We start from the raw sequence: 25,856 nt of genomic DNA, 5'->3' as shown, positions 1-25,856 counted from the left end.
GCGGCGCTTCCGGCGGGCGAAAAGCGCGGCGGTTTCCACACTGCTTTTTGCCCGGGCAGCAACGGCGGCGCCACGGCATTAAGGCCCGGCCCATCTGCTGCGCGGACGTTTTTTCGGGAGCGTGATAGTAGGGCGTATGCCAATGCTTTTCAAGAGGCTGCCGTCAGAGGTTATGGGAACGTGCCGCGGCCGCGGGGCGGTAGGCATCAGGGGCAGAGCCAGGGCAGCGATTGGAGCAAAAACCGGGCAGACGTCGAGGGCAAACGCCGGGGGCAGACGCCGGGGTCAGCCAGTGGCGGAGACAGGCCAGCCACTGGCTGGTCCACCCCTGCGGGTGCAAACTACCCCACCCGGCCCGCCAGTCCCGGCACTGCCTGACAAACCACGCGCATGTCCCGGCTGCTGCGGCCGCTGTCGTCCAGCGTGGCGAACGATTCCGCCCCGGTGACCTCCACTGCGGCCCCGTGCGCTCCACCCTGCTCGAGCTTTTCCAGCAACAGCTCACGGGCGCGCGCTCCAAGGGCGTCCAGGCTGTAGCCCTTGCGGATATTTTCCATCAGATCCAGAGCCGGGGCGCGCAGGATGCCGCGCCCGGTATCTGCGTAAACTTCCAGCGAGTCCGTGGGCAGGGTCAGGGCCGCGCCCACGGCATTGGCCACGGCGGCGTGAGGCGGGCATTCCACGGGCATGCCCAGCGCAGCGGCCAGATGCGCACCCATGCAATCTGCCGGGCCGCCCATGAGCCATGCACGCAGGGGCCGCGCCCGGCGCAGCGCCTTGAGCCCGGCAAGGGTGTAGATGGGACGGGCGTTGATATCCTCCACCAGATCATGAGCCGCCGCGACTATCCGGGCAAGAGCGTCGTCCACGGCCTTTCGGGCCAGTACTCCGGGCGCAAGGCCGTGCCGCCGAGCCAGATGCCCCATGCTCTCCACCGAAGCAGCCACATCCCCTGCGGTTTTTCCGGCAAGCTGTGCAGCGCCGGCTTTGGCCGCCGCGCTTTCCGCCTCTGGGCATGGCAGGCTGTGCAGCGCATTGAGGGCATCCAGCAGGGTTGGCCGGCTGCCGCCAAAGGCCACGGCAGGCCCCTGCCGCAACGGTCCTACGCGCACTACGGCCTCATGATCGCTGCCCTCAACGCTGATGAGCGAATCGCCGCCCACACCGATGGAAACCGAGGCCAGCGCCCGCACGAGGGTGCGCCGCCCCTGAAGAAGCATGCCGTCCCTGTCCACCACGGGCGAGCCGTCAGCCACCAGAGCCATGTCTGTGGTGGTTCCGCCCATATCCAGCAGCAGCCCGCAGCCCTGGCACGCGGCCGGGCACAAGGCCAGCACGCCCATAACGCTGGCTGCCGGGCCGGAAAGGATGGACTGCACCGGCTCCTGCCGTGAAAGATGCAGCGGCACGGCCCCGCCGTCAGCCTTGAGCAGACGTACTGCGGCGGATACCCCGGCCCGGGCAAGGGCGCTCTCCGCCGCCTCCAGAAAGCTGACGTGCAGGCGCTGCACGGCAGCGTTGAAATAGGCGGTGGCGATACGACGCGGAAAGCTGAGACGGCCGGAAAGCCTGTGTCCCACAGTAATGCCCGGCGCGGCGGCTTCTGCCGCCGGCACGCGGTCCGGGGGCGCATCCCGGCGCAAGGCAGAGCCGTACGCGCGCGCCACGGCCCCGGCCATGGCCTGTTCATGCGCCGGATTACGCGGCGAAAACTTGCTCACGCAGGCTACGGCGGCGATGCCTTTCTCTTTCCACACGGCAGCCTGGCGCTCCAGCTCCGCAACATCCAGCGGGCTGACTTCAACCCCCCTGTGATCAAGACCGCCGGGAACCATGCACACATGCCGCCCCAGGGCAAAACGGCCGGGCGCAAGCCCCGGCCCGGCGGACAAGGCCAGCCCCACGGCATCAGCCTTGTCCTGCACAAGAGCATTGACAGCCAGTGTGGCCCCAAGGGTAACACGGCTCACCCGCCCGAGCAGCGCCGCGCCGCCAGCGGCAGCCAGGGCTGGATCACTGTCCAGCGCGGTTGCCAGGGCCGCCAGCACCTCGCCAATGGACGCGGGAAGATCATCGTGCCGCGTGGGCGTTTTGGCAGCGGCCAGAATACGCATGCGGGGCATTGCCGCGTCCGGGGCGGCCTGTTTTTCCGGTTGGCCCGATGCCTGCGGCGCGTGTGCCGCACATGTGGCGTCAGCGGCGTTCAGGGCTGTTGCGGCATGGCCTGCGGGTGACACATCTGCCCTGCCGGATGGATGCCTCTCAGGCTCTTCCATCAGCAAAACCGCGTCGGTATGGGTTCCCCCGGCATCAATGCCCAGCAAATATACGGAAGTATCTGTCGTATTTTTCATGTCTGTCTGTTGCATACCTGTCCTCATTGCGCAAAAAGGCAGGCCCAGCATACGGCATGCGCCGCCCCAGGGCCAGACCTTTGCCCGGAGGCGGCGCGCGCCGCGGAAGGCCCGTTGCCGCGCGGTCAGTGCGCTTGCCATATGGGGCGCTTTACAGTAAATTTTTTCTCTTGCGGACTCGGCGGTCATGTGCGCCGCCGATGATGCCGCCCTACTTATGAGTCTTGCGGAGGACAGTCATGCAAAAGATGAAGTACATCTGGGTTGACGGAAAAATGGTTCCCTGGGACGAAGCCCAGGTTCACGTGCTCACACATGCCCTGCATTACGGCAGCGCCATTTTTGAGGGCATCCGGGCTTATGCCTGTGTCGACGGCACGTCCGCCATATTCCGCCTTGAAGACCACTGCAAGCGTATGCTCAACTCCGCCAAGATCCTACGCATGAACCTCACGCTTACCGCAGAAGAGCTGGTAAAAGCCTGCGTTGAAACGCTTGAAATCAACAAGCTGGCCGAAGGCTATGTGCGTCCGCTTTCTTTCGTGGGCCATGGCGAAATGGGCGTCTACCCCGGCAACAACCCGGTGCAGACCATTGTGGCCGTCTGGCCCTGGGGAGCCTACCTTGGCGCCGAAGCACTGGAAAAGGGCATTCGCGTCAAAACCAGCACCTTTGCCCGCAGCCATGTGAACACCAGCATGTCCAAAGCCAAGGCCGCAGGCAACTACATCAACTCCATCCTTGCCAAGGTGGAGGCCAAGGACGAAGGCTATGACGAAGCCGTCATGCTGGATACCAACGGTTATGTGTCTGAAGCCACTGGTGAAAATATCTTTATCGTGCGTGACGGGGTTATCAGGACCACGCCCTGGACCTCCATCCTCGGTGGCATCACCCGTGATTCCGTCATGAAGCTGGCCCAGGACCTGGGCTACACGGTGGAAGAACAGCAGTTCACCCGTGACGAAATGTATATCGCCGATGAGGCGTTCTTTACCGGCACCGCGGCGGAAATAACCCCCATCCGCGAGATGGACCACCGCCAGATCGGGGCCGGACACGCCGGGCCTGTGACCAAGCACCTGCAAACCGAGTACTTCAGGATCGTCAAGGGCGAAAACCCCAAGTACGCCGGCTGGCTGCACCACTATAAAGTTTAGCTCAACTGGCGCGCCCGGCCCACCGGGCGCGCCGCCCGAAAATCATGAAGCATCTCTCCCTCGCCTCGCGCTACCGCCCCCAGACCTTTGCCCAGGTGGCGGGACAGGACATGGTAAAAGCCGTCCTTTCCCGCGCCGCCGCCGAGGACAGGCCCGCTGCGGCCTATCTTTTGAGCGGCACGCGCGGCGTGGGCAAGACCACCATTGCCCGCATTTTCGCCAAGGCCCTCAACTGCGAGCACTCCCCCGGTCCCGAACCGTGCAATGAATGCGCCCAGTGCCGCAAGATCACCCAGGGCGTGCATGTGGACGTGACGGAAATTGACGGCGCGTCCAATAACAGTGTGGAAGACGCCCGCTCGCTGCGCGAAACCATCGGCTACGCCGCCATGGAAGGCCGCTACAAGGTCTTCATCATTGACGAAGCCCACATGCTCACGCGCAACGCCTTCAACGCCCTGCTGAAAACTCTTGAGGAGCCGCCGGAACGCGTGGTCTTTATCTTTGCTACCACCGAGGCGCACAAATTTCCCGTCACCATAGTGAGCCGCTGTCAGCATTTTGTGTTCCGCCATCTGAGCGAAGACGCTCTGGTCGAGCACCTTTCCGGCGTGCTGCGCAAGGAAGACGTTGCCTTTGAAGACAGCGCCGTGCGCCTGCTGGCCCGCCGCGCGGCGGGCAGCGTGCGCGACAGCATGTCCCTGCTGGATCAGACCCTGGCCCTGGGTGGCGAACAGCTCACCGCCGCCGCCACACGGCAGGTGCTGGGCCTGGCCGGACAGGAAATGTTCGCCGGGCTTTTCGAGGCCCTGCACACGCAGGATTGCCCCGCCGTGGCCGGACTTTGCCGTCAGATATTACAACAGGGTGTGGATATCGGCTTTTTTGTGCGTGAACTGGCCGGCAACCTGCGCAATCTTTTTCTTTTGCGGCAAGGTGGCGCGGCTGTGGCTTCCAGCCTGCAACTGCCCGCTGACGAGGCTGCCCTGTGGCAGGGTCTTGCGCCGCGCTTTTCCACGGCCCACCTGCATGCGGCATGGCAGATGACGCTGGACGCCCAGCGCGGCATCGTGCAAAGCCCGGAACCGGCAGCCGCCCTTGAGCTGCTGCTGCTTAACCTGGCCCTGCTGCCGCAACTGCTGCCCGTGGGGCAGGTCACGCCGGACCAGATGCCCGCAGGCCCGACAGGCGCGGCCCCGGCCGACGCAAGCCAGCCGCCTTCCGGCATGCCGCACGGCAATCACAGGGCAGGGCAGCCGCCCCATGCAGGGGCAGAAGCATCCCGCAACAGCGCCGGAGCGCCGGATGACATCCCGGCGGCTTCGGGCATGGGCAAAAGCGCGGCCCGCCCACGAGCCACCGCCACAGCCACCCGCCCTGCCACAGACGGCGAAGAGGCCGAAACACCCGACCCTGCTCCAGCCTGCGTCCACAGCCGGAGCCAGAGCAGCCGTCGGCACAGCGTTCAGGGCGGTCCCCCGGACAGCGCCCACACCAATGATCAGGGTGGCATACAGGCCGAAGCAGAGGCAACGCCCCCGTACAGCGCGCACCGTCGCGCCCCCGGCAACGGGTTTTCCGCCCCGCCCGATACGTCCAGGGACGAAACCTCTGTGCAGGCGCTCCATACGGAAGCCCCCGGCCCGGACATGGGCGGCGCCCCCTGGACAGGGCAGGACGAAGATTACGCGCCCTACGAAGACGAAGCCCTGACGGAAAGCCCGGTTGCGCAGAACTGGCCGGGCCGCCGGAACGCGGCAAAACGCCCGGACGTTTCCGGGCAGGATGCTTCGGCCCAGGATGCCTTTGGACGCCATGCTTCCGGCCAAGACACTTCCGGCCAAGATACTTCCGGACAGGATACTTCCGGACAGGCCCACGGGGACAAACAGACGCAGCAATCCGACGCGCAAAGCCTGAGCCCCCCTGCCGCCGCACCGGTCAACCCTGACGGGCGCAGCCGCAACTGGCAGGATTTTTACGATTTTTGCACGGCGGAACAAGCGGCTTCACGCCCCGTTCCGGCTCCTTATGTGCTGCGCGGCATAGGGGTGGACTGGCAAGGCAACACGCTGCGCTTGCAGCCCAGAACAGAAACGCAGTTGCACCAGCTTGAAAAACAGGCCAAAGCCCTGTATGCCGCACTGGCCGCCTACGGCGCGCCGGAAACGCAGATGGAGATTATCGCCCCCAAGCCGCACAGGCCGGAGGCGGACCTTATTGCCGAGTTCAGCCGCAAGGAAGAACTGCAACCATTTTTTGAGGTGCTGAAGGCCTCGCTGAAAGGCTGCCGCCCCATAGACTAGCCGCATCTTCACGAAGAGCGGAAAGGGGACAGGGTATTGGCAGCCGCGACTGCCCGGTGGTCCAGGTTGCCCGCGCAAGGCGGCCCCAGCGGGGTTTTCTGAAAGCACTTGCGGGAAACGCCATTTTCGGGGATATTCCGCCGCACCATGCGCCACATGACTTCAGGGGGCCTGCCGTGAACACATCAAGCGCGTTCTGTTCCTGTAAAAACACGGCCTGTCCGCTGCATCCGACCAGGCATGCCAAAGGCTGTGCGCCGTGCATACAAAAAAATCTCAGGCTCAAAGAAGTTCCCAACTGTTTTTTTGATTTGCTGGAAGGGGCGGAATCAAGGGAAGGAGACTCCTTTGAACACTTTGCAAAACAGGTTCTCGGCTCCGGAACCGCCTGCCGCTGAAGGCGGATCGTGCGGCACGGCAAGGCCGCCGGACGAAAGAACCCGCGCAACGGCCCGGCAAGGAAAGACAAAGATCTTTCATCCTGATGCAACAATTTGAATATTCAAGGAGAAACATATGCGCAACATGAATGACATCCTGCGCCAGGCCCAGGTCATGCAGAACAAGATCGCCAAGCTCCAGCAGGAAATGGGCGACCACAGTTACGAGGCCACCAGCGGCGGCGGCATGGTCAAGGCCGAAGTTTCCGGCAAGCAGGAACTGCGCAAGATCACCATTGATCCCAAGGCACTGGAAGGCGGCGATGTGGAAATGCTGCAAGACCTCATCCTGGCTGCCGTCAATGAGGCGGGGCGTATCGCCCGTGAAACAATGGACCGCGAAATGAGCAACATTTCCGGCGGCATCAAGCTGCCCGGCCTCTTCTAGGTTCATGAACAAACGCATTCCCGAACCGCTCAAGGCCCTGGTGGAGCAGCTCGCGCGCCTGCCGGGCCTTGGCCCCAAATCCGCCATGCGCGCGGCCATGGCCCTGCTCAAATGGCCGGAAGCCGAAACCCGCCGCCTGGGGCGCGGCATCCATGACCTGCGTGACAATCTGCACCTGTGCTCGCGTTGCGGCGGCCTTGCGTCCACAGACCCCTGCCCGGTCTGTGCCGATGCCGAACGCGCGCGCGACACGCTCTGCCTGGTCACCGAGTGGGACAGCATGCTTACCCTGGACGAAGGCGGCTTTTACCGGGGCCAGTACATGATCCTCGGCGGCCTGCTGGCCCCCCTGGAACGCATGGACGCTGAAGGCCTCGACACCGACCGGCTGGTACGCCGCCTGGACGAGGGAGAAGTAACCGAACTTATCCTGGCCCTCGGCGCCACGCTGGAGGCGGAAAATACCGCGACGTTCATCCGCCGCATGGTGGCGGGACGCTTTCCGCATGTGCGTATCTCGCGGCTGGCGCAAGGCATACCCCTGGGCGCGGAAGTCAAGTATATGGATAAAGAAACCCTGCGGCAGTCGCTTCAGTACCGGCAGGATCTCTAGAGCAGATGAACTTTGAGGATGCGCATTCTCAGAGTTCATCGCCCGCCAGCTCACCGCGCCACACTCAGACAGTAGATCTTCCCACATTGCAGGAGGTTCTGATGGACCCGGCCTTTTCTTCCGTCATTCAGCATCCGGTGGCACAAGCCACTGTGGCTGGTCTGTTGTCATGGCTTTCCGTCAGTCTCGGCGCGGCATTCATCTTTACCCGGCGGGAATTCTCACGCAAAGCCATGGACTGTCTTCTGGGCGCAGCCGGGGGCATGATGCTGGGCGCGTCCTTCTTCGGCCTGCTGCAACCGGCCATGGAGCTGACCTCTCACATGGGACGCACGGGCTTCATCCCTGTAGTGTCCGGCCTGCTGCTGGGCGCGGGCTTTCTGCTGCTGCTCGACCGCGTTCTGCCCCACCTGCACCTTGTGCAGGACACCACCGAGGGCATCTCGACACGCTGGCGGCGCAGCGTTCTGCTTGTTACGGCCATGGCCCTGCACCATATTCCCGAAGGTCTGGCCATCGGGGTAGGCTATGGGGCGGCCGCTGCTGAAAGCGGCCTGGCTACAGGCATTGAAAGCCTCGGCATGAGCACTGCCCTCGTGCTTACCGCGTCCATCATGCTGCAAAACCTGCCCGAAGGCATGGTAGTGTCTACCGCCTTGCGGGCCGAAGGCTATTCGGCAAAAAAATCTTTCTTTTATGGCGTGCTCTCCGGCGTGACTGCCCCCATCGGGGCCATACCGGGGGCCATGGCCGCAGGGGTAACCGCGGGCATTCTGCCTGTGGCTCTGGCCTTTGCCGCCGGGGCCATGATCTATGTGGTCTTTGAAGAGGTCATTCCCGAAGCCAACGCCTCGGGCAATGGCAATGCCGCTTCTCTTTCCTGTATTATCGGGGTTTGCCTGGTTATTGCGCTCACCACCCTGCTGGGCTGACCGCCCCCCCCTTTTTTTCAAAAAACTGACCAACGCTATTGCATGCCCCTGCCTGAGCCGGATTCCCCTGCGGAACCCGGCTCGATCCTGTTCGCATGGGCCGCATGATATGCGCCCGGATTGCTTGTCTTAAAAAGACAACAATTTCACTCTTTGCGCTTTTTTTCATCTGCCATAAGCTTTTTTCCACATCATCCGAAGATATAAGCAAGGCGATTTGTTATTTTATTGAAAATGTATTTCATCGCACGGCTATTGGTGGTTGCGGATATGGCTTTTTTTATTTACTACTAAAGAACTCGTATTTTTATACAAACATGTAACGCTTCATGGCGCGCAGCGTAATCATCTTTTGGGCGCACTTCATACACAGGGGGGTCGAATATGTCACACAGTATGCACTGACGGGGCGTCCGGAACAGCCCACCCCCGGCCATTGGACACACAAACACAGTCGGTCTGGAGCCGCGGACCAGATCCCACGCGACACAGCACCGCAGCCATGGGTACACCTGAACGTATTTTCCGCCACCTGTGACTTCGGGAGCGGCTATCTAAGGAAGAACCCTTATGAATCTCACCCTCAGCTTTCGCATCATTGTATTTTTCATCATTGCCCTTGTGCTGGCCTGCGCGGCCATGCTGACCGGTTTCAAGCTCGCTCTGGGCGACGGCCTGAGCGCCGCCGCCATGTGGAAAGCCCTGCTGTTCGGCGCGGGGGGCATTGCGATCCTGGGCGTCATTGGCGCGGTATTCATCAATAACAGGCTTGCACCCATCCGCAAATGCGTTCTCTATGCCGAAGCCATTTCCGCCGGGCATGAAGAGGCCAAGCTTGACGTGTACCGCACCGACTGCCTGGGACACCTGGCAGAGTCATTGCGCATCATGGTCGCCAAGCTGGAAAGCCAGGCCCATTGGTACGAGGGCATACTGAACACCCTGCCCATGTCGGTTTCCGTTACGGACAACGACATGATCTGGACGTTCTGCAACACCTATGCCCTCGAAACCATGAATAAAACCTGTCAGAACGATGTGGTTGGCAAACATTGCTCGGAAAAACAGGGCAATATCTGCAATACCCCCGAATGCGGCATCGAGCAGTTGCGCCTGGGCAATAAAAAAGTCATCAACCACATGCCCAACGGCAAGACCATGCAGATCATGCTGGACTACCTGAGGGACGCGGAAGGCAAGCCCATCGGGCATGTAGAAATCGGCGAAGATATTACTGAAAAGATCATGCTTGAAAAGCAGGCCGCCGAGGCCGCGCACAAGGCAAGGGTGCACACAGTCACACAGCTTGAAGACGTGGTGGCCCACCTGCAGCATGCGGCCGATACGCTCAATGCTTCACTTGGCGATGTGCGTGACAAGGCGGGCGTTGCCGCCGGGCGCATGGCCGAAACCGCCACCGCCATGAATGAAATGAACGCCACCGTGCTTGAGGTGGCCCATAATGCCGAGGGCGCCGCCAAGGCCGCAACGTCCGTGCAGGGACACGCGCAGGAAGGTGCGGGCATTGTGCTGCGCACCATCCAGAGCATGCAGAGCGTACAGCAGCAGTCCAGCGGCCTCAAGGGCGACATGAGTGGCCTTGACAAACAGGCCAAGGATATCGGCGCGGTGCTCACCCTTATCCGTGACATTGCGGATCAGACCAACCTGCTCGCCCTCAACGCAGCCATTGAGGCCGCCCGCGCAGGCGAGGCCGGACGCGGTTTTGCCGTGGTGGCCGACGAAGTGCGCAAACTGGCAGAAAAAACCATGAGCGCCACCCAGGAGGTGGAAACCGCCATTGCCGCCATTCAGGACGGCACGGGCAAAAGCGCCACCACGGTTGACAATACCGTGTCCGCCATTGACGAGGTAAGCCACATGGCCGAAGAGTCCGGTCAGTCCCTTGAGCAGATTTCAGCTCTGGCCGGGGATTCCAGCTCGCGGGTTTCTGCCATTGCCGCCGCTGCCACGCAGCAGTCCGCCGCCTCGGAAGAAATCAACCGGCATATAGCCGAAGTCAATAGCCTGAGCGCCCACATTGCGGAAGCGATGGATCTGGCTGCGCGCCAGGTCAACGATATGGCCGGTCAGGTCAGTGTTGTCACAGGCATTCTTGACGCCATACGCAAGGAAGACCACACACAGCAGTAGGGCTGGCGCACAGCGCGTACCCCATGCAGGCACCGCAGCCCTGACGACGGGCGCGAAAAAAGCCGCCGGACCACAATCCGGCGGCTTTTTCCGCGCCTGCACAGGGCATTGAGCTATTTATAACAAAAGCGGCATAAAAAATTCTTTTCCCTTCCTGTGAACTCTTATACCACCGCGTCTGCCCGGCACGAAAATATCATGGAAAGCATCAGGCGGCCTGCCTTTTCACAAGAAAAGCGGGCCGCCTGAAACCGTCCGGACCGCTATTGCAACGGCCCGGATAAAGAATCATATCACAATTATCTAGGGATGATTGACAAACTTGTTCTGCGTTGCCGCCGTGCCACTGTGGCAGGGGGTACAGTCCATGATGCCCTTGGCCCAGTTGGCGTCATTGCCCTTGGTCATATGACATTCGCCGCAACTGCTGACGGACGCCTGCATGGGGAAGGTGCTCTTGAAATCCTTGCCCTGATCGATCTTGGCATTGATGATTTCGGCAGCCTTGAAGGCCGCGTCCGCAGTAAGGCGTCCGCAACGCTCGCTGCGCTGCTTGCTGGTAGCCTCGATCTTGTTCTCATAACACCACTTGGACACGGAAATATGGCACAACACAGAATCAGAGGCGCTCATGGGCAGATCGCCCTTGACGCCCTGGGCCGCATCGCCGGGATTGAAAATGGGCAGCTTGGTCACTTCGTACCAGCGGAACAGTTCGTTGACCATGGGGTGCACTTCCTTGCGGCCCCAGAACAGCGAAAATGTCGCCGCAGCGCCGTAAAGCGCGCCGCAGATGGTTCCCCAGTCGGAAATACCGCCCTTGTTTGCCTCAAGCATGGCAAAGGGAAACTGATTGTAAGGCGCGCCGTATTTTTCGCCCATCAGGCCGACAATACTGTAAAACGCGCCGAAACCACAGCCGAAACCCTTATACCAGTAACCGTCATAAGCCACCTGGGCGCATTCTTTGGGATCAAGCTTGTGGGGCTTCCAGCCAAAGGCTCCGCCCGCCTGATCAAAACGACCCGATGCAGGCTGCGCCTGCCCCGCAGCTCTGGCCTCAACACCACCAAGGCCGAGCATAGCTCCGCCCACCGCAAGCCCACCAAGGCCGCAGATAAGATCACGTCTGCCGATGTTCATCTATCTCCTCCTGATAGTCTGTGTCTGCCGTGACACAGTGTAGTTAAAAAAATCACTACCAAGTTTGGGAAAGAAAGGTCAATCTCAAAAACCCCTGAAATACATTTTTTTTCATTGTAAAGAGTTTTTTTGTCGTTTTTTTTCAGGCAGACTCTGGACGACCTGCGAGAAGGACTTACATATACGGGGCGGCTGGCAGGCCAGTCCGCAGAATTTGACGCGCGCGCCGCTCCGCAGACGCACAGCGTGGCAGGTCGCTGCGCGACCAAGCATAAAGACAAGTTTTCCCCGAGGAGGATCACCATATGTCCAAGATTATCGGTATTGACCTGGGTACCACCAACTCCTGCGTGTATGTCATGGAGGGCAAGGACCCCAAATGCATTACCAACCCCGAAGGCGGGCGTACCACCCCTTCCGTGGTGGCCTTTACTGACAAGGAACGCCTGGTAGGCGAGATCGCCAAGCGTCAGGCCGTGACCAACCCCACGCGCACCATTTTCGCCATCAAGCGTCTCATGGGCCGCAAGTTTGACAGCCCTGAAGTGGATCGCTGGAAAGAGCACAGCCCTTACGCCATCGTAAAGGCTCCCAACGGCGACGCCGGCGTTGAAGTGGATGGCCGCACCTACAGCGCGCCTGAAATTTCGGCCATGATACTGGCCAAACTCAAGGCCGATGCTGAAGCCTATCTGGGCGAAACCGTCACTGAAGCCGTCATTACCGTGCCGGCCTACTTCAACGACGCCCAGCGCCAGGCCACCAAGGACGCGGGCCGCATCGCCGGCCTTGAAGTCAAGCGCATCATCAACGAGCCTACGGCCGCTTCGCTGGCCTATGGCGCGGATAAAAAGGCCAACGAAAAAATCGCCGTCTTCGACCTTGGCGGCGGCACGTTTGATATCTCCATTCTTGAAGTGGGCGATAACGTGGTTGAAGTGCGCGCCACCAATGGCGACACGTTCCTGGGCGGTGAAGACTTCGACCAGCGCATCATCAACTTCCTGGTGGAAGAATTCAAAAAGGAAAACGGCATTGACCTGTCCAAGGACAGTATGGCTCTGCAGCGCCTGAAAGAAGCCGCTGAAAAGGCCAAGAAAGACCTTTCCACCTCTATGGAAACCGAGGTCAATCTGCCCTTTATCACCGCTGACCAGAACGGTCCCAAGCACATGCTCGTCAAGATCAGCCGCGCCAAGCTGGAATCGCTGGTGGGCGACCTTGTGGAAAGCACCACCGAGCCGTGCAAGAAGGCCCTGGCCGACGCCGGCATGACCGCCGACCAGATCGACGAAGTCATCCTTGTGGGCGGCATGACCCGCATGCCCCTGGTGCAGCAGGTTGTGGGCAAGTTTTTCGGCAAGGAACCCAACCGCTCCGTCAACCCTGACGAAGTGGTGGCCATGGGCGCTGCCATTCAGGGCGGCATCCTCAGCGGCGACGTGAAGGACGTGCTGCTGCTCGACGTGACCCCGCTTTCCCTGGGCATTGAAACCATGGGTGGCGTGTTTACCAAGCTTATCGAGCGCAACACCACCATTCCCACGCGCAAGAGCCAGGTGTTCACCACGGCTTCCGACAACCAGCCCTCGGTGTCCATCCACGTGCTCCAGGGCGAGCGGCCCATGTCTGCGGACAACATGACCCTGGCCCGCTTTGACCTGGCGGGCATTCCCCCGGCGCCCCGCGGCGTGCCGCAGATCGAAGTCTCTTTTGACATCGACGCCAACGGCATCGTCAACGTGTCCGCCAAGGATATGGGTACCGGCAAGGAACAGTCCATCAAGATCACCGCTTCGTCCGGCCTGTCTGAAGAAGACATCCAGAAGCTGGTGCGTGAAGCTGAAGCTCACGCCACCGATGACAAGAAAAAGCAGGAGCTTATTGAGGCCCGCAACCATGCCGACAGCCTCATTTACGGCACTGAAAAGTCTCTGGCCGACTTGGGCGACAAGGCTGATGCCACCGTCAAGAGCGACATTGAAGCCAAGATGGCCGACCTGCGCAAACTGATGGAAGGCGAAGACGCCGCTGCCATCAAGACCGCCACGGACGAGCTGGCCAAGGCCTCTCACAAGCTGGCCGAGCAGCTTTACCAGCAGCAGGCCCAGCAGACCGGCGCGGCTGGCGCGCAGGCCGATGCGGGCGCCGCAGAAGGACAGCCCCAGGGTAATGCGGCCGATGATGTGGTCGACGCCGACTACACCGAAGTGAAAAAATAGGCGCACAGGGCAAGCCCCGCATGGCCGCGACACCGCGTCAGACACAACAGTCTTCGCCGGTTGCGGGCCAGGGGGGTCGGCTCCCGAAGCAAACCACCCGCCTTTTCTGTCTGATGCAGGCCGCCTAACTGCCTGTATGCGGGTGAACTTGCCTCAATGCCTTCACTGTACTAAAAAGGTCTGGCTCCCTGTGAGCCAGACCTTTTGCTTTTTATGGGCAAGGGGCCATCCGGCCCGTGCCGAAACTCTCCTGCCGGAGGATATAGTGCGTACAGCCATAACGTGTCGCCACCCCCTTGCGCGCATGATGCTTGTCCTGTTGCTGCTCATGCTGCTCGGCTGCCTCAGTGCCTGCAAGATGCCTTTTGGCGGAGGCCAGCGCCCCGCACCCGCGCCCGTTCAAAGCCCCAAGCCGGAAGCCTGCGTGGCTCTGGCCCTGCCTGCGTCCGGGCAGTATGCGCCCATCGGCAACAAGATCCGCCAGGGCGCGCAGATTGCCCAGAAAGAAATGGCCGCCAATGGCGTCAACGTGCGTCTTGAAGTAATCAATACCGAAGCCCCGGACTGGCTGCAGAAGCTCAACGCCCTGCCCGCCGCCTGCGCGGTGGTGGGCGGCCCCCTGCAGGCGTCCAGCTACGCCCAGGCCCGCAAGTCCGGCGCCACGGACAAGAAAGCTTTTTTCACCTTTCTGCCCTCGCTGGAACAGGGCGATGAAGGCACGCATGCATGGCGCTTTTTTCCCGGCCCGCAAGACCAGGTTGACGCCCTTGTCGGCTTTGCCACCGACAGCCTGAACATCCGCAGCTACGGGGCCCTCTACCCCACCGATGCCTACGGCGCGCGCATGACCGGCCTGCTGGAGCAAAGCCTGTACAAACGCAACATGCCTCTCCAGAAGGCCAGCTATAATCCATCCGATCCCACATCGTGGAGTTCGGCCGCAGCGCCGCTCATCAATGCCCAAACCCCCGAAGGCAGCCGTACACCCGTTCCCCAAACCGCCTTTGAAGCGCTTTTTGTGCCGGATTCGTGGAAAAGCATGGACATGCTGACCACAAGCCTGCTGTATAACGGCGAAGACCGCCTGGTGCTGCTCGGCACGACCCTGTGGGAACAGGGCCTGTACGGCAAGATGGTCAATTCTCCTGAAAAATTTGCTCTGGCGGTCTTTCCTGCCGCCTGGAATCCCACCCACGCCCCCCGCGCCCTCCAGTCATCAGGTTCGGACTTCTGGACGGCCCTTGGGTATGATTTTGCCCGTTTCAGCGTCAGCCTTGGCCTGACCTCACGCCTGACTGCGCCGGAAATAACCGCGCGCGCGCAGCGCGCTTCGCACATGGTCTGGGGCATGGCTCCCATCACCTGGGACAGCGCGGGCGTGGCACACCAGAAACTCTTTATCTTCGGCGTGTCCCCCACGGGCATGGTTCCCGTCAATGTGGACGAATTCCGGCAGACGCGCAGCAATATCCTGCAGCAGTCCGCCCTGCGCATGCAGGGCCTGCCGCCCGTGGATGCGCAGGGCAACCCCCTTACACCGGGCGACGGGCAGCAGCCCACGCTGCAACCCATCGGCACGACTCCCAGGCCCTCGTACAAGCTGAGCTTGCCGCCGCGCCTGTAGGATACCCGATCTTGAAAAAATGCTCCCCGCGCGGCCATGCAGCACGGGGAGCAGACGATAACAGCGTGTTACCGGAACCTGTTCCGGCAGAAACGTTCACATCAAACGGCACGGCAGCAGTGCGCGCACCCGCTCCGGCAACCCCGGCAGCGCCATGCCGGAAAAATTTACAACATCCTTCGGGAAGCGCCGCCCCGGCGCTTCCGGGACAAGGCAAAGGACCTCGCAACATGGCACAGAACAAAGGCATCGGCTTGAAAGAAGTGGCCCATATGGCCGAACTCTCACGCCTTACCGTCAATGAGGAAGAGCAGGCGCTTTTCGCCCGGCAACTGGACGACATCCTCGGCTATATGGACGTGCTCGCCAAGGTGGACACCAGCCAGGTAGAACCGCTGTACAGCCCTGCGCAGCACCAGCCCGCCCCGCGCAAAGACGTGGCCGCCCATGTCTGCACCCGCCAGGATGTGCTGGCAAATGCTCCCGAGGCAGACGGCGAATATTTTATGGTTCCGCGTATTGTCTAGGGCAGCCGCGCTTTGAAATATCTACTTTCAAAGCTTTCAGAACGCCCTTTTCAGCGCGCAACAGCCAGGTACACAGCGGTGCCGCCTTCATCCCCGGTGCTTTCGGCCTTTTGCCGCGGTAATACACGAATGCGGCACAAGCGGAAGGCAAAACAGTGCAAAGCAGATCCTGCGGGCAGGTTTCCGTTTACGCCAACACTACAAGCAGAACTTTCGAGAATACCATGACCGACATATGCTCCCTCTCTCTCACGGCTGTGGCCCAGGCCCTGCAAAAAAAAGAACTGAGCGCTGTGGATGTCACCACGGCCTGCCTTGACCGTATCGCCGCCACTGAGCCGCACCTGGCCGCCCTGCTTTACGTGAATGCCGAAAACGCACTGGCCCGTGCCGCCACGCTGGACAGCGAAGGCCCCGATGCCGCACGGCCGCTGTGGGGCGTGCCAGTGACGCTCAAGGACGCTTTTTCCACCAAGGGCATGCCTACCACGGCCGGTTCGCGCATGCTTGAAGGCTATACGCCTTTCTACGATGCCTTTGCCGTACAAAAGCTGCACGAAGCCGGGGCCGTCATCTTGGGTAAAACCAACCTGGACGAATTCGCCATGGGCTCCAGCACGGAAAATTCTGCCTTCAAGGCCACGCGTAACCCCTGGGACATCAGCAAGGTTCCCGGCGGCTCCAGCGGCGGCTCGGCCGCATCGGTAACATCCGGGCAGTGCTTTGCCTCTCTGGGAACCGACACCGGCGGCTCCATACGCCAGCCTGCGTCCTTCTGCGGCTGCGTGGGCCTCAAACCCACATATGGCCGTGTTTCGCGCTACGGGGTCATCGCCTACGGCTCATCCCTCGATCAGGTCGGTCCCCTGACCCGCAATGTGGAAGACTGCGCCCGCATGCTGACGGCCATTGCCGGATATGATTCACGCGACAATACCTGCGATCCGCGACCGGCAGAAGACTATGCCGCCGCTCTGGCCACGCGGCCACTCAAGGGCGCGCGCCTGGGCATTCCCAAGGAGTTTTACGGCCAGGGGCTGAGCGACGAGGTGCGGGCAGCCTGCGAAGCCGCCATACAGACCGCCAGAAATCAGGGCGCGGAACTGGTGGAAGTGAGCCTGCCCCACACGGATGCGGCCATCGCCACCTACTATATTATCGCCATGGCCGAAGCCAGCTCAAACCTGGCCCGCTTTGACGGCGTGCGCTTCGGCCACCGCTCGGCAGATATCAAAAACCTTGATGATCTCTATGTGCACAGCCGTACTGAAGGCTTCGGGCCGGAGGTCAAACGCCGTATCATGCTGGGGGCCTACGTGCTGTCATCCGGCTATTACGACGCCTACTACCGCAAGGCCGCTCAGGTGCGCCGTCTTATCCGTGATGAACTGCTCGCGGCTCTGGGCCAGTGCGATGCCCTGCTGGCCCCCGTATCGCCCGTGACCGCGCGCGACCTGGGCGGTAACACCGCTGATCCTTTGCAAATTTACCTGATGGACGCCTATACCCTGTCCCTGAATCTGGCCGGTCTGCCGGGCCTCTCCCTGCCTGTGGGCCTTGGAGCGGAAAGCGGCATGCCCGTCGGCATGCAGATCATCGGCAAGCCCTTTGAAGAAACGCAGGTGCTGGCCCTTGGGCACAGCCTGGAACAGGCACTGCCCGGCATCGGCATGCCCGCGCTGTAAAAAGCAGGGCGGCCCGGCACGGCAGACGCCGTGTACCCGGCAGACAACGGTGCTTACGCGCGCCGCAAGGCGGGCAAGTCAAGCGCCACTGCCGAAAACGGCTACAGTTTATGAACCTGCCGTAACGCAGAAAGCACAAACAACAAAGCGTACTCCGCACTAGCGGGGTACGCTTTGTTGTATATCGTGGCAAAACCTGCACACCCGGCACACTCAGGCCGCAGTGTTTTGCCCGGTCGGCTGCGTCAAGGCGCTTTTTCCTGTTTTGAACAGGATCGTCTGCGTTACAAAATTTTCAGCTTTTGTGCAGCATGATATCCAGAATGACCTTGTCGGTCTCGCGCATGCCGGTGGATCCCAGACGTCCCAGATTGGCGATGCAGACCTCAATATCGTCGTCCACAATACCTTCATTGCCCGGCACGGCGGACCCGCTCATGGCAAGCATGGCGGCCTGTATGCCCGCGCCCACGGCCGAGGCGACCTTGAGCGCGCAGGAACTTTTTGCGCCATCGCAAATCATGCCGGCCATATTGCCCACCATGTTGCGCACGGTCATCTCCATTTCCCTGAGGCCGCCGCCGAGCAGCATGGCTATGCCGCACCCCGAAGCCGTACCGGCCACCATGGCCCCGCAATGTGCGGAAAGCCGCCCCAGATGATGCTTGATGTGGATGGACGCAAGATGACTCATGATAAGCGCACGGGCCAGGGCTTCATCGCGTATCTGCAAGCGGATGGCACAGGCCACCACCGGCATGGTGCAGGTGATGCCCTGATTGCCGCTGCCGGAATTGCTCATGACAGGCATCATGATGCCGGCCATGCGCGCATCGGCTGCGGCCGCAGTGAGCTTGACGGCAAAAGAGGCCATGTCGTCCGCCAGAATACGCCGGCGGATCTGCTCATCCATGCTTTTGCCCACAGCAAGGCCGTACTGGCTTTTCAGCCCTTCCTCGGCCACGGTGCGGTTCATGCGCGCGGCTTCGAGAATAAATGATATGTCCTCAAGGGGAGCGCCCACGGCAAAGTCATAAATGCCCGCCAGGGTCAGGGGCCAGGGGCTATCCAGGCCGGTTTCGCGCTCTCCCTGCTCTTCCTTGACGAACACAAGTTTACCGTCGTGCCATACCCGCGTGATGTTGGCATGGCTATCCACAAGTTCGGCTCTGGCGCTGTGCCCCTGTGCATGGGCCGTCACGGCGCAGTAAAGCAGCAGGTCATTGCCCGCCAGCTTCATCTCCACGCTTCCGGCCTCCACAAGGGCCTTGGCCGCCGCCACCTGAGCCTCGTCCATGTGACGCAGGCACTCAAGCCCCAGGCTGCTGCGTCCGCCAAGCGCACCGGCTGCCGCGGCAATGCTCAGGCCCATGCTTCCCGTACCGGGAACCATGACGCCCATGCCGTTCTTGAGCAGGTTGGCGCTGACCTCAACTTCAAGCCTTTCCGGCGTAAAGCCCAGTGTTTCCGCTGCCTGAGCGGCGGTAAGGGCCACTGCCACAGGCTCTGTGCAGCCGAGTGCAGGCACGACTTCTTCATGCAGCAAATCTATAAATGACTGCCAGTGCTGATTCATGAATGCTCCGTCATTGACGGTGTCTGCAACGCTCCCAATTGCCCGTTGTCGTTGAAAACACCTTCAAGAATAAGGGCCAGTGCCCCGTCGCCGGTTACGTTGCAGGCCGTGCCGAAGCTGTCCTGCAAGGCAAAGATGGCGATAAGCAGGGCAACGCCCGTGGCATCAAAGCCAAGAACACCCGTAACAATGCCAAGCGAAGCCACAACCGTACCGCCCGGAACACCGGGAGCCCCCACAGCAAAAATACCGAGCAGCACGCAGAAAAGAATCATGGTCCCTACGGAGGGCAGGGTCCCGTAAAGTATAAGGCTGATGGTCATGACAAAAAATGTTTCGGTCAGAACAGACCCGCACAGATGCACTGTGGCCCCCAGAGGAATCATGAATTCCACCATGGTGCGGCTGAGCACCGGTGAGCGGCGGGCGCATTCCAGCGCCACGGGCAGGGTGGCCGCGCTGGACATGGTTCCCACAGCCGTGAGGTAGGCGGGCAGATAGTGCCGGAAAACCTGCGAAGGATTCCGCCGTGAAACAAGGCCGCCAATGCCGTAAAGAACCGAAAGCCAGATAAACTGCCCCACGATGACCAGGGCCACCATGGACACAAATACGGGCAGATGCCTGGTGAGCGAGCCTTCATAGGCCAGCCCCATAAACGAAAGGCCGACAAAAAAAGGCAGAATGGGAATCATGACCTTATTGATAAGCCAGCTGACGACCTTTTCCAGTTCGGCAAAAAGTTTGCTCATGGTTTCCGATTGTGTCAGGGCCACGCCCAGACCAAAAAGCAGGGCCAGGGTCAGGGCGCTCATAACACTGAAAAGCGGCGGAATATCAAGCTGAAACACCATCTGGGGCAATGTGCGCAGCGTTTCTGTGGCAGAAGAAATCGTGAGATGCGGGATAATCAGATAGCCTGCAAATGTAGAAAAAAACGCCGCCCCCAAAGAAGACACGTAAGCCAGCAGTACGGCAGCTACCAGAATTTTGCTGGCCTGCTGCCCCAGGCGGATGATGGCAGGAGTAATAAAGCCCACAATAACCAGCGGCACAAGAAAGAAAATGATCTGCCCCAGAATGTGGCGCACCGACACAACCACGTTCATGACGCTCTCATTGGCTACAAAGCCAAGCAAGGCCCCCACAACCAGACCGGCCAGCAGTTTGAGCACCAGTGCCATATCACCAATCTTGGCCATTACCTTGCTCCTCTCTGTTTTCGGGCGCACCCATGCCGCAACCCGGTATTCCAAAGTTGGGGAAATGCTGATCGGTAAACCCCTGCCCGCTGACGCCAAAAGCGCCGACCGTACGAAACGAACATATGCCAGGCAGGCATTTCGCACGGGGCTGGTCTGGCGCAGGCAAAGGGCAAAAGAGCGTTTATCAGCACGTCCTTAGCTCCATAGACAGACACATTGACCATATTCCAGCGGGGGATATTAGGCAACCGAGGCAGGCATTGGCCCGGCGTACTGCCCCCTGCTGTTTTGCCCGCAACGGCGGCAGAAAAAACAAGCTGGCAGGAAAGGATGAATCCCCGGCAAGCGGAGCAGGACACGTCAGACAGCCCCCTGATGTCCGGAACCGGGCATTGCGCCCTGTGGCCCGGCCTCAGGAAGAAAGCTTCATGAGCACAAGGCCGGCCACAATCAGGGCAGCCGCTCCCACGCGCATGGCACTTACCGGCTCGCCCAGCACCAGAATGCCGAGCACAAAGGCCCCAACAGCGCCGATGCCTGTCCAGATGGTGTAGGCCGTACCCAGGGGCAGGCTTTTCATGGCTACAGCCAGCAGACCGAAGCTGGCAATCATGGCCACAATGGTGAGTACGGAAGGGAGGGGCTTGGTGAATCCGGCGGACAGCTTCATAGTGTACGCCCACACAACCTCAAGAAGACCGGCAAAAAACAGAAAAATCCAGGCCATTCGGCTCTCCTTTTTCAGAGCCGGGTCGTCCCGGATCAGATACCCCTGACGGGGGGAGGTCGTCCTCCCTGTATTTGAATATAAGGGCGCCGCTCCTGCTGTCCAGCCGGGACAGCTTTTTTGCGGCGCAAACCTGCTTTCACCTGCCTGCGGCAGTACGGACAAATACCTCTTGCCTGCACAGGAAAGGACTGCCCCGCAAAAAGCCTGTACGGGGGGGATCAGTCCAGAATATAGCGCATGGGATTGACGGGAACCCCGTTGAGGCGCACCTCGTAATGCAGGTGCGGCCCGGTGGTTCTTCCGCTCATGCCCACATAGCCGATGACCTGCCCGCGCTTGACCCACACGCCCGCAGGCACGGCGCAACGCTGCATATGCCCGTACTTGGTGATAATGCCGCCGCCGTGATTGATTTCGATACTCAGCCCGTAGGCCCCGTCGTGGCCGGACTGGATGACCAGCCCCTGGGCCGGGGCCACAATGGGCGTTCCCACGCGGTTGGTGATATCCAGCCCCTTGTGGAACTGCCCCCGCCCGCCAAAAGGCGACGAGCGCCTGCCGAAGCTTGAAGACACAAAGCCCACAACGGGCCAGATGGTCGGCATGGAAGAAAGCGCATCCCGATTTTCGCGCAGGGCCAATAGAAGATCCTGCTGCCGCACTTCTTCAAGCCGGGCAGATTCCGAAAGGCGCTCAAGAAAATCCTGCATTTTACGGGCGGCCAGTTCCTGACGGTGCAAGGGCAGATAGGAGCGCGAAAAATCACCCACAAGATCAAGGCCCCCGCCTGCATCAGCGGGATCTTTTTCCATATTCATCATGATGCGCAGCTTGGAGTCAAAACCCTGTACGCGTTGCAGGTCGCGGCTCACCTGGGATATGCGCTCGGCCAGGCTCACAAGCTGGCGGCGCTGCTCGGTGATCACCCGCTGGGCGTTCTCAAGGTCATCGTCAAGATGGCGCGACTCAAGCCACGCCTGGAGCAGCCAGACATTGCAGACCACCAGGGCCAGCACCAGCGCGCAGACCGAAAAACCGAACCAGCCGCGCATCCGCAGATTGCGGCTGCCGCTACGGCCTTCTTTGAATATGACGATATGGTATTTGCCGAAAAGCATGCGGAGCAACTTTAGGGGGCTGTGGCGGCCCTGTCAATGTGATTGGCGCCCACGCCCTCAGCCTTCATTCCGCGCGCCTGCCTGCATGTCGGCCTGCGCGCGCTCACGCGCAGCCGCACTGCTTTTGTCCAGTTGCCAGCGGGTCAGGCCGTTGAGCACGCAACGGCGGCCGTCTTTTGTGACCGCATAGAGATGCTCAAGGGTCTGGGCCATGCCGCTTCTGGCTGTATTTCCGGCGGAAGGGCAGGCATTGGCCCATATGGGCAAGCCCCATTGCCGCGCTGCCTGACGTATGTATTTTTTCTCCACCAGCATGAGCGGGCGGATAAGCCGCAGCTTGCCGTCAAAAAACGGTTCGTTCATGCTCATGCCATCCACGCGCCCGTTGCGGCAGATGTTCATGAAAAACGTTTCCACCAGGTCCTCGGCATTATGCCCAAGGGCAAGGTGGGTAAGCCCGTACTGCGCGCAAAGCTCGAACAGTCTTTTACGGCGCAGCCAGGCACAGCGAAAACAGGCCGAGCGGCGCAGGTTTTTTTCGGAATGGGCATCAGGCCCATGGCTTGTAACCTCAACATGGGCTGGGATGCCGTGCTTCGCCAGCCAGGGCAAAAGCGCCGCGTGACTCTGGTCGTCAAAACCCGGGTTAAGGTGCAGGGCCATCATTTCAAAGCGAAAAGGTACGATTCCCTGGCGTATTTTAAGCGTTTTCAGCAACACAAAGCTGTCTACCCCGCCGGAGGCCGCAACCCCCACCCGACAGCCGGGCCAGAGCATGCCTGTCATCTGCATGGCCTTGCCCGCGCTTTTCACGCACACTTCCTGCGCGAAAGACCGTTTTTCTCTGCTCATGGCTGGCACTCTCCTTAACAATAGGCTATACTGTCAGACGCGTTCTCCGACTCTTGACAGGTACAGAGGCGGCCTATATCATATCTTATTTCAGCAGGCAAAGCCTGCAATCAGGCGTATTCCGCGCCCGGCCCCTTTACAAACGGTCGGGCGGTATTAATTCCAAAACGAACTGCGGCGAAGCACTTCGCCACAGACTGGCGGCCCCGGCCGCTCACACTACGGAGGCAGCATGGCCCGTATTACTGTTGAAGATTGCCAGGAGCGCGTGGATAACCGCTTTCTGCTGGTGCAGATGGCTATCAAACGTGTGCATCAGTACCGCGAAGGCTACGAACCCCTTGTGGAATCGCGCAACAAGGAAGTGGTCACCGCCCTGCGTGAAATAGCCGCGGGCAAGGTGCTGCCCGATGACGACGCGCTTTACACGCCTACAGAGCAGGCCGCGGCCGCTAACGAAGGCTAGTTCGTCGGAATCTGCGCGGTAAGGCGGGCTGTGACGGAACCAGCAAGGCGGAACGCGCGCAGCGCGCAAGCCGTTTTGCCGAAAGCCGGATACAAGGCATTGCCTTACGGCATCAGACTCGTATGCAGACCGGAAAAAACGCTACATTTCCGCGCGGCGGTTGCCATAAGGCGGCCGCCGCGCCTGCGAATACAACTTCCAACCCAGGCGCACAAGCACGCAGCCACCGGAACCCATGATGGAGCTTGATTACTACGAGGTGCTGGGCGTCAGCCGCAGCGCTGGTGAAGATGAGATCAAAAAGGCCTACCGCAAGCTTGCCCTCAAGTATCACCCGGACCACAACCCTGGTGATCAGGAAGCCGAACAAAAATTCAAGCAGGCGGCAGAAGCCTACGAAATCCTGCGTGACGCGGAAAAACGCGCCCGCTACGACCGCTTCGGCCATGCCGGAGTACAGGGCGGGGCCGGCGGCTTCGGCAGCAACGAAGACATCTTCGCCCACTTCAGCGACATTTTCGGCGACCTGTTTGGTTTCTCTTCTGCCCGTGGGCCACGGCCCATGGCCGGATCAGACCTGCGCTACAACCTCACCATCACTTTTTCCCAGGCCGCACGCGGTGATGAGATAACTCTCTCCCTGCCCAAGCACATCACCTGTGGCGACTGCAAGGGCAGCGGCGCAGCCCCGGGCAGCAAGGCCGAGACCTGTCGCCATTGCAACGGCTCCGGCCAGGTGCGGCGTTCGCAGGGCTTTTTCCAGATCGCCATGCCCTGCCCGTCCTGCGAAGGCACCGGGCGGGTCATCAGCAAGCGCTGCCCCAAGTGCAAGGGCGAGGGCATAGTTACCGACACCCGCGAACTGGTCGTGCGCGTGCCTGCCGGGGTTGACACGGGAACCCGCCTGCGGGTGCGCGGCGAGGGCGAACCCGGCGTGCACGGCGGCCCCCCCGGTGACCTGTATGTGGTTATTACTGTAGAGCAGGACAAACGCTGGCAGCGCCAAGGCCAGGACCTTATCTTTACCCAGGAGATCAGCTTTGTGCAGGCTGCCCTGGGGCACAGGGTGGAAATCCCAGGCCTGGACGGCCCCATGCCTCTGGACATTCCCAAGGGCGTGCAAAGCGGCGCGCTGCTGCGCATGGCGGGCGAAGGCATGCCCTACCCCGGCCGCAAGCAGCGCGGCGACATGCTGGTGGAGGTCAAGGTACTCACCCCCACGCGCCTTTCGGCCCGGCAGGAAGAACTGCTGCGCGAATTTGAAGCCGCAGGGGAACAGACCCCGCTACAAAAAGTTAAAAAGGCCGCCAAAAAAATCGGCAAGGCCATGGGGCTGGACTAGCACGTCGCAAGGCCAGCGGCTTTCGCTCCAGAACGATTTTTCACCTGGGGCAAAGAAAAAGTTTTCGCGACAGGGATATGCCCTCTGGCACATGCCCGGAATAAAAATGCCCGCCGCAACCGGTGGACGGAAGAATTCCCGGAGCGACTCCGGGGCATGCCCTGAAGCATACCCGCGCAAGCGACGCCCCGACGGCATATGACCGCGCAAGCCCGCACGGCAGGCGTACAAAAGCCGCCGAACGCAATACAACGCCTTACAAAACAAGAACCCCCGGCCAACAATTGACCGGGGGTTCTGGCGTCTGATCCAAGCCAGCAGTTGACGCCCAGGGTCTGCAAGGAACCTTGAGCTTCGCCGGAACTGTGCAGTCTGTACGGGAGTGTACGCCCCTGTGGTCCGGCCATGCCGTCCCGGGATCCGTCCAGATGCGCCAGTATTTTGAAGGCGCTAGCGGCGCAGGCCGCCCAGGCGCTCGCGGGAATGCGGTCCCGCTCATCAAATCCGGCTCAGTTGCGCGGGCTTGCCCGCCTATATTCTGCACTGGCAGAAGCCAGCGCTTGTCCTGTCATAAGCCGCCTGGCGGCTTTATGGCCGTGCCGCTGCGGAGTCCGGTGGGGTTGAATCCGGTCTTCCGCTTTTTGTGGGAGCAATGCAGCACAGCTATACCGACAGCACAAAAAGCTGCCGGTGAAGACTGTTTGTGCGCTCAAGCTAGCAAACCTCTCCGCCCTTGGCAAGTTATATTTTTCACAGAATTGCACATTTCTGAAAGTTTTATTTATGCCACGGCCTTTCAGCACATATCCACTTTAAATTACTACTACTTTTAAAAACACAAAAAAACATTCCTGCCGGGCAGTTTGCCGATGTCGATCATTTTTCTACAGGCCGACAGTTCTCCAGCCAATGTGGCAGCTTCAAAAAAGGCTCCGCTGCGAGGCAGCGGAGCCTTGGTCACAACCCGGGATCAGGAAACAGACGCTATTCTTCTGCCAACTCGCGGACAGACTCTCCAT

The 25,856-nt window shown here is 60.8% G+C and carries 20 protein-coding genes; 13 read left to right on the top strand and 7 right to left on the bottom strand.

All coding sequences use genetic code 11. The features are described 5' to 3' along the window. Positions 1 to 341: 341 nt before the first annotated feature. Positions 342 to 2,369, bottom strand: a complete 2,028-nt coding sequence (locus QZ377_RS02625) for a hydantoinase/oxoprolinase family protein (protein WP_291439271.1) — start codon at positions 2,367 to 2,369, stop codon at positions 342 to 344. Positions 2,370 to 2,593: 224 nt separating this feature from the next. Here QZ377_RS02625 and QZ377_RS02620 point away from each other — a divergent pair, with 224 nt between their 5' ends. From QZ377_RS02620 to QZ377_RS02590, 7 genes are all read left to right on the top strand, one after another. Further along, positions 2,594 to 3,514: a branched-chain amino acid transaminase gene (locus QZ377_RS02620; protein ID WP_291439269.1), complete on the top strand. Its 921-nt coding sequence runs from the start codon at positions 2,594 to 2,596 to the stop codon at positions 3,512 to 3,514. Positions 3,515 to 3,558: 44 nt separating this feature from the next. Then, positions 3,559 to 5,820, top strand: a complete 2,262-nt coding sequence (gene dnaX, locus QZ377_RS02615) for a DNA polymerase III subunit gamma/tau (RefSeq protein ID WP_291439266.1) — start codon at positions 3,559 to 3,561, stop codon at positions 5,818 to 5,820. Between the two features lie 56 nt (positions 5,821 to 5,876). Then, on the top strand, positions 5,877 to 6,218 hold the full coding sequence (locus tag QZ377_RS12620) for a DUF6485 family protein (RefSeq protein WP_365853913.1): 342 nt from the start codon (positions 5,877 to 5,879) through the stop codon (positions 6,216 to 6,218). Positions 6,219 to 6,336: 118 nt separating this feature from the next. Further along, the gene (locus QZ377_RS02605) at positions 6,337 to 6,648 is read left to right on the top strand and encodes a YbaB/EbfC family nucleoid-associated protein (RefSeq protein ID WP_183719012.1); all 312 of its coding nucleotides are present in this window, start codon (positions 6,337 to 6,339) and stop codon (positions 6,646 to 6,648) included. A gap of 4 nt (positions 6,649 to 6,652) precedes the next feature. Continuing rightward, positions 6,653 to 7,261, top strand: a complete 609-nt coding sequence (gene recR, locus QZ377_RS02600; protein ID WP_291439261.1) for a recombination mediator RecR — start codon at positions 6,653 to 6,655, stop codon at positions 7,259 to 7,261. A gap of 101 nt (positions 7,262 to 7,362) precedes the next feature. Continuing rightward, the gene (locus tag QZ377_RS02595) at positions 7,363 to 8,193 is read left to right on the top strand and encodes a ZIP family metal transporter (protein WP_291439259.1); all 831 of its coding nucleotides are present in this window, start codon (positions 7,363 to 7,365) and stop codon (positions 8,191 to 8,193) included. A 570-nt stretch (positions 8,194 to 8,763) separates the two neighbouring features. Next, positions 8,764 to 10,347 (top strand): methyl-accepting chemotaxis protein, encoded by a 1,584-nt coding sequence (locus QZ377_RS02590; protein ID WP_291439257.1) that lies wholly within the window; start codon positions 8,764 to 8,766, stop codon positions 10,345 to 10,347. A gap of 303 nt (positions 10,348 to 10,650) precedes the next feature. Here QZ377_RS02590 and QZ377_RS02585 read toward each other — a convergent pair whose 3' ends face one another. Beyond that, positions 10,651 to 11,490, bottom strand: a complete 840-nt coding sequence (locus QZ377_RS02585) for a C-GCAxxG-C-C family protein (protein ID WP_291439255.1) — start codon at positions 11,488 to 11,490, stop codon at positions 10,651 to 10,653. 305 nt (positions 11,491 to 11,795) lie between these two features. Here QZ377_RS02585 and dnaK point away from each other — a divergent pair, with 305 nt between their 5' ends. From dnaK to gatA, 4 genes are all read left to right on the top strand, one after another. Next, complete coding sequence (gene dnaK / locus QZ377_RS02580; protein ID WP_291439253.1) at positions 11,796 to 13,712, top strand: molecular chaperone DnaK; 1,917 nt, start codon at positions 11,796 to 11,798, stop codon at positions 13,710 to 13,712. Positions 13,713 to 13,977: 265 nt separating this feature from the next. Further along, positions 13,978 to 15,336 carry an ABC transporter substrate-binding protein gene (locus QZ377_RS02575; RefSeq protein ID WP_291439252.1) on the top strand — a complete coding sequence of 453 codons (1,359 nt, stop codon included), beginning with the start codon at positions 13,978 to 13,980 and terminating at the stop codon, positions 15,334 to 15,336. Positions 15,337 to 15,566: 230 nt separating this feature from the next. After that, positions 15,567 to 15,863 (top strand): Asp-tRNA(Asn)/Glu-tRNA(Gln) amidotransferase subunit GatC, encoded by a 297-nt coding sequence (gene gatC / locus QZ377_RS02570; RefSeq protein ID WP_291439249.1) that lies wholly within the window; start codon positions 15,567 to 15,569, stop codon positions 15,861 to 15,863. Between the two features lie 224 nt (positions 15,864 to 16,087). Further along, positions 16,088 to 17,548, top strand: coding sequence for an Asp-tRNA(Asn)/Glu-tRNA(Gln) amidotransferase subunit GatA (gene gatA / locus QZ377_RS02565; RefSeq protein ID WP_291439247.1), 1,461 nt, complete (start codon positions 16,088 to 16,090; stop codon positions 17,546 to 17,548). A 295-nt stretch (positions 17,549 to 17,843) separates the two neighbouring features. On the opposite strand, the gene QZ377_RS02560 is transcribed toward gatA, so the two are convergent. The 5 genes from QZ377_RS02560 to QZ377_RS02540 all read right to left on the bottom strand — a co-directional run bounded on the left by QZ377_RS02560 (position 17,844) and on the right by QZ377_RS02540 (position 23,029). Then, positions 17,844 to 19,124, bottom strand: a complete 1,281-nt coding sequence (locus QZ377_RS02560) for an L-serine ammonia-lyase, iron-sulfur-dependent, subunit alpha (protein WP_291439246.1) — start codon at positions 19,122 to 19,124, stop codon at positions 17,844 to 17,846. Beyond that, positions 19,121 to 20,326, bottom strand: coding sequence for a dicarboxylate/amino acid:cation symporter (locus tag QZ377_RS02555; protein WP_291439245.1), 1,206 nt, complete (start codon positions 20,324 to 20,326; stop codon positions 19,121 to 19,123). Before QZ377_RS02555 ends, QZ377_RS02560 begins: the two co-directional genes overlap by 4 nt. A gap of 415 nt (positions 20,327 to 20,741) precedes the next feature. Then, positions 20,742 to 21,056, bottom strand: a complete 315-nt coding sequence (locus tag QZ377_RS02550) for a multidrug efflux SMR transporter (RefSeq protein WP_291439243.1) — start codon at positions 21,054 to 21,056, stop codon at positions 20,742 to 20,744. A 221-nt stretch (positions 21,057 to 21,277) separates the two neighbouring features. Then, on the bottom strand, positions 21,278 to 22,177 hold the full coding sequence (locus QZ377_RS02545; protein WP_291439242.1) for a M23 family metallopeptidase: 900 nt from the start codon (positions 22,175 to 22,177) through the stop codon (positions 21,278 to 21,280). A gap of 57 nt (positions 22,178 to 22,234) precedes the next feature. Then, positions 22,235 to 23,029, bottom strand: coding sequence for a tRNA 2-thiocytidine biosynthesis TtcA family protein (locus QZ377_RS02540; protein WP_291439240.1), 795 nt, complete (start codon positions 23,027 to 23,029; stop codon positions 22,235 to 22,237). 232 nt (positions 23,030 to 23,261) lie between these two features. Between QZ377_RS02540 and rpoZ the strand changes: the two genes are divergently transcribed. Then, a complete protein-coding gene (rpoZ, locus tag QZ377_RS02535) occupies positions 23,262 to 23,495 on the top strand; it encodes a DNA-directed RNA polymerase subunit omega (RefSeq protein ID WP_291439238.1) in 234 nt (77 codons plus the stop codon). A gap of 235 nt (positions 23,496 to 23,730) precedes the next feature. Further along, positions 23,731 to 24,837 (top strand): molecular chaperone DnaJ, encoded by a 1,107-nt coding sequence (dnaJ, locus tag QZ377_RS02530; RefSeq protein ID WP_291439235.1) that lies wholly within the window; start codon positions 23,731 to 23,733, stop codon positions 24,835 to 24,837. Positions 24,838 to 25,856 lie beyond the last annotated feature (1,019 nt).

The organism is Desulfovibrio sp. (assembly GCF_019424165.1).
Lineage (GTDB): Bacteria > Desulfobacterota > Desulfovibrionia > Desulfovibrionales > Desulfovibrionaceae > Desulfovibrio.
Note: the sequence above shows the minus strand (reverse complement) of the source record. Positions and strands in the feature narration are given on the sequence as shown.

Coding starts and splice junctions, on each gene's coding strand:
- QZ377_RS02625 (WP_291439271.1), bottom strand. CDS start 2,369: ATGCAACAGACAGACATGAAAAATACGACAGATACTTCCGTATATTTG.
- QZ377_RS02620 (WP_291439269.1), top strand. CDS start 2,594: ATGCAAAAGATGAAGTACATCTGGGTTGACGGAAAAATGGTTCCCTGG.
- dnaX (WP_291439266.1), top strand. CDS start 3,559: ATGAAGCATCTCTCCCTCGCCTCGCGCTACCGCCCCCAGACCTTTGCC.
- QZ377_RS02605 (WP_183719012.1), top strand. CDS start 6,337: ATGCGCAACATGAATGACATCCTGCGCCAGGCCCAGGTCATGCAGAAC.
- recR (WP_291439261.1), top strand. CDS start 6,653: ATGAACAAACGCATTCCCGAACCGCTCAAGGCCCTGGTGGAGCAGCTC.
- QZ377_RS02595 (WP_291439259.1), top strand. CDS start 7,363: ATGGACCCGGCCTTTTCTTCCGTCATTCAGCATCCGGTGGCACAAGCC.
- QZ377_RS02590 (WP_291439257.1), top strand. CDS start 8,764: ATGAATCTCACCCTCAGCTTTCGCATCATTGTATTTTTCATCATTGCC.
- QZ377_RS02585 (WP_291439255.1), bottom strand. CDS start 11,490: ATGAACATCGGCAGACGTGATCTTATCTGCGGCCTTGGTGGGCTTGCG.
- dnaK (WP_291439253.1), top strand. CDS start 11,796: ATGTCCAAGATTATCGGTATTGACCTGGGTACCACCAACTCCTGCGTG.
- gatC (WP_291439249.1), top strand. CDS start 15,567: ATGGCACAGAACAAAGGCATCGGCTTGAAAGAAGTGGCCCATATGGCC.
- gatA (WP_291439247.1), top strand. CDS start 16,088: ATGACCGACATATGCTCCCTCTCTCTCACGGCTGTGGCCCAGGCCCTG.
- QZ377_RS02560 (WP_291439246.1), bottom strand. CDS start 19,124: ATGAATCAGCACTGGCAGTCATTTATAGATTTGCTGCATGAAGAAGTC.
- QZ377_RS02555 (WP_291439245.1), bottom strand. CDS start 20,326: ATGGCCAAGATTGGTGATATGGCACTGGTGCTCAAACTGCTGGCCGGT.
- QZ377_RS02550 (WP_291439243.1), bottom strand. CDS start 21,056: ATGGCCTGGATTTTTCTGTTTTTTGCCGGTCTTCTTGAGGTTGTGTGG.
- QZ377_RS02545 (WP_291439242.1), bottom strand. CDS start 22,177: ATGCTTTTCGGCAAATACCATATCGTCATATTCAAAGAAGGCCGTAGC.
- QZ377_RS02540 (WP_291439240.1), bottom strand. CDS start 23,029: ATGAGCAGAGAAAAACGGTCTTTCGCGCAGGAAGTGTGCGTGAAAAGC.
- rpoZ (WP_291439238.1), top strand. CDS start 23,262: ATGGCCCGTATTACTGTTGAAGATTGCCAGGAGCGCGTGGATAACCGC.
- dnaJ (WP_291439235.1), top strand. CDS start 23,731: ATGATGGAGCTTGATTACTACGAGGTGCTGGGCGTCAGCCGCAGCGCT.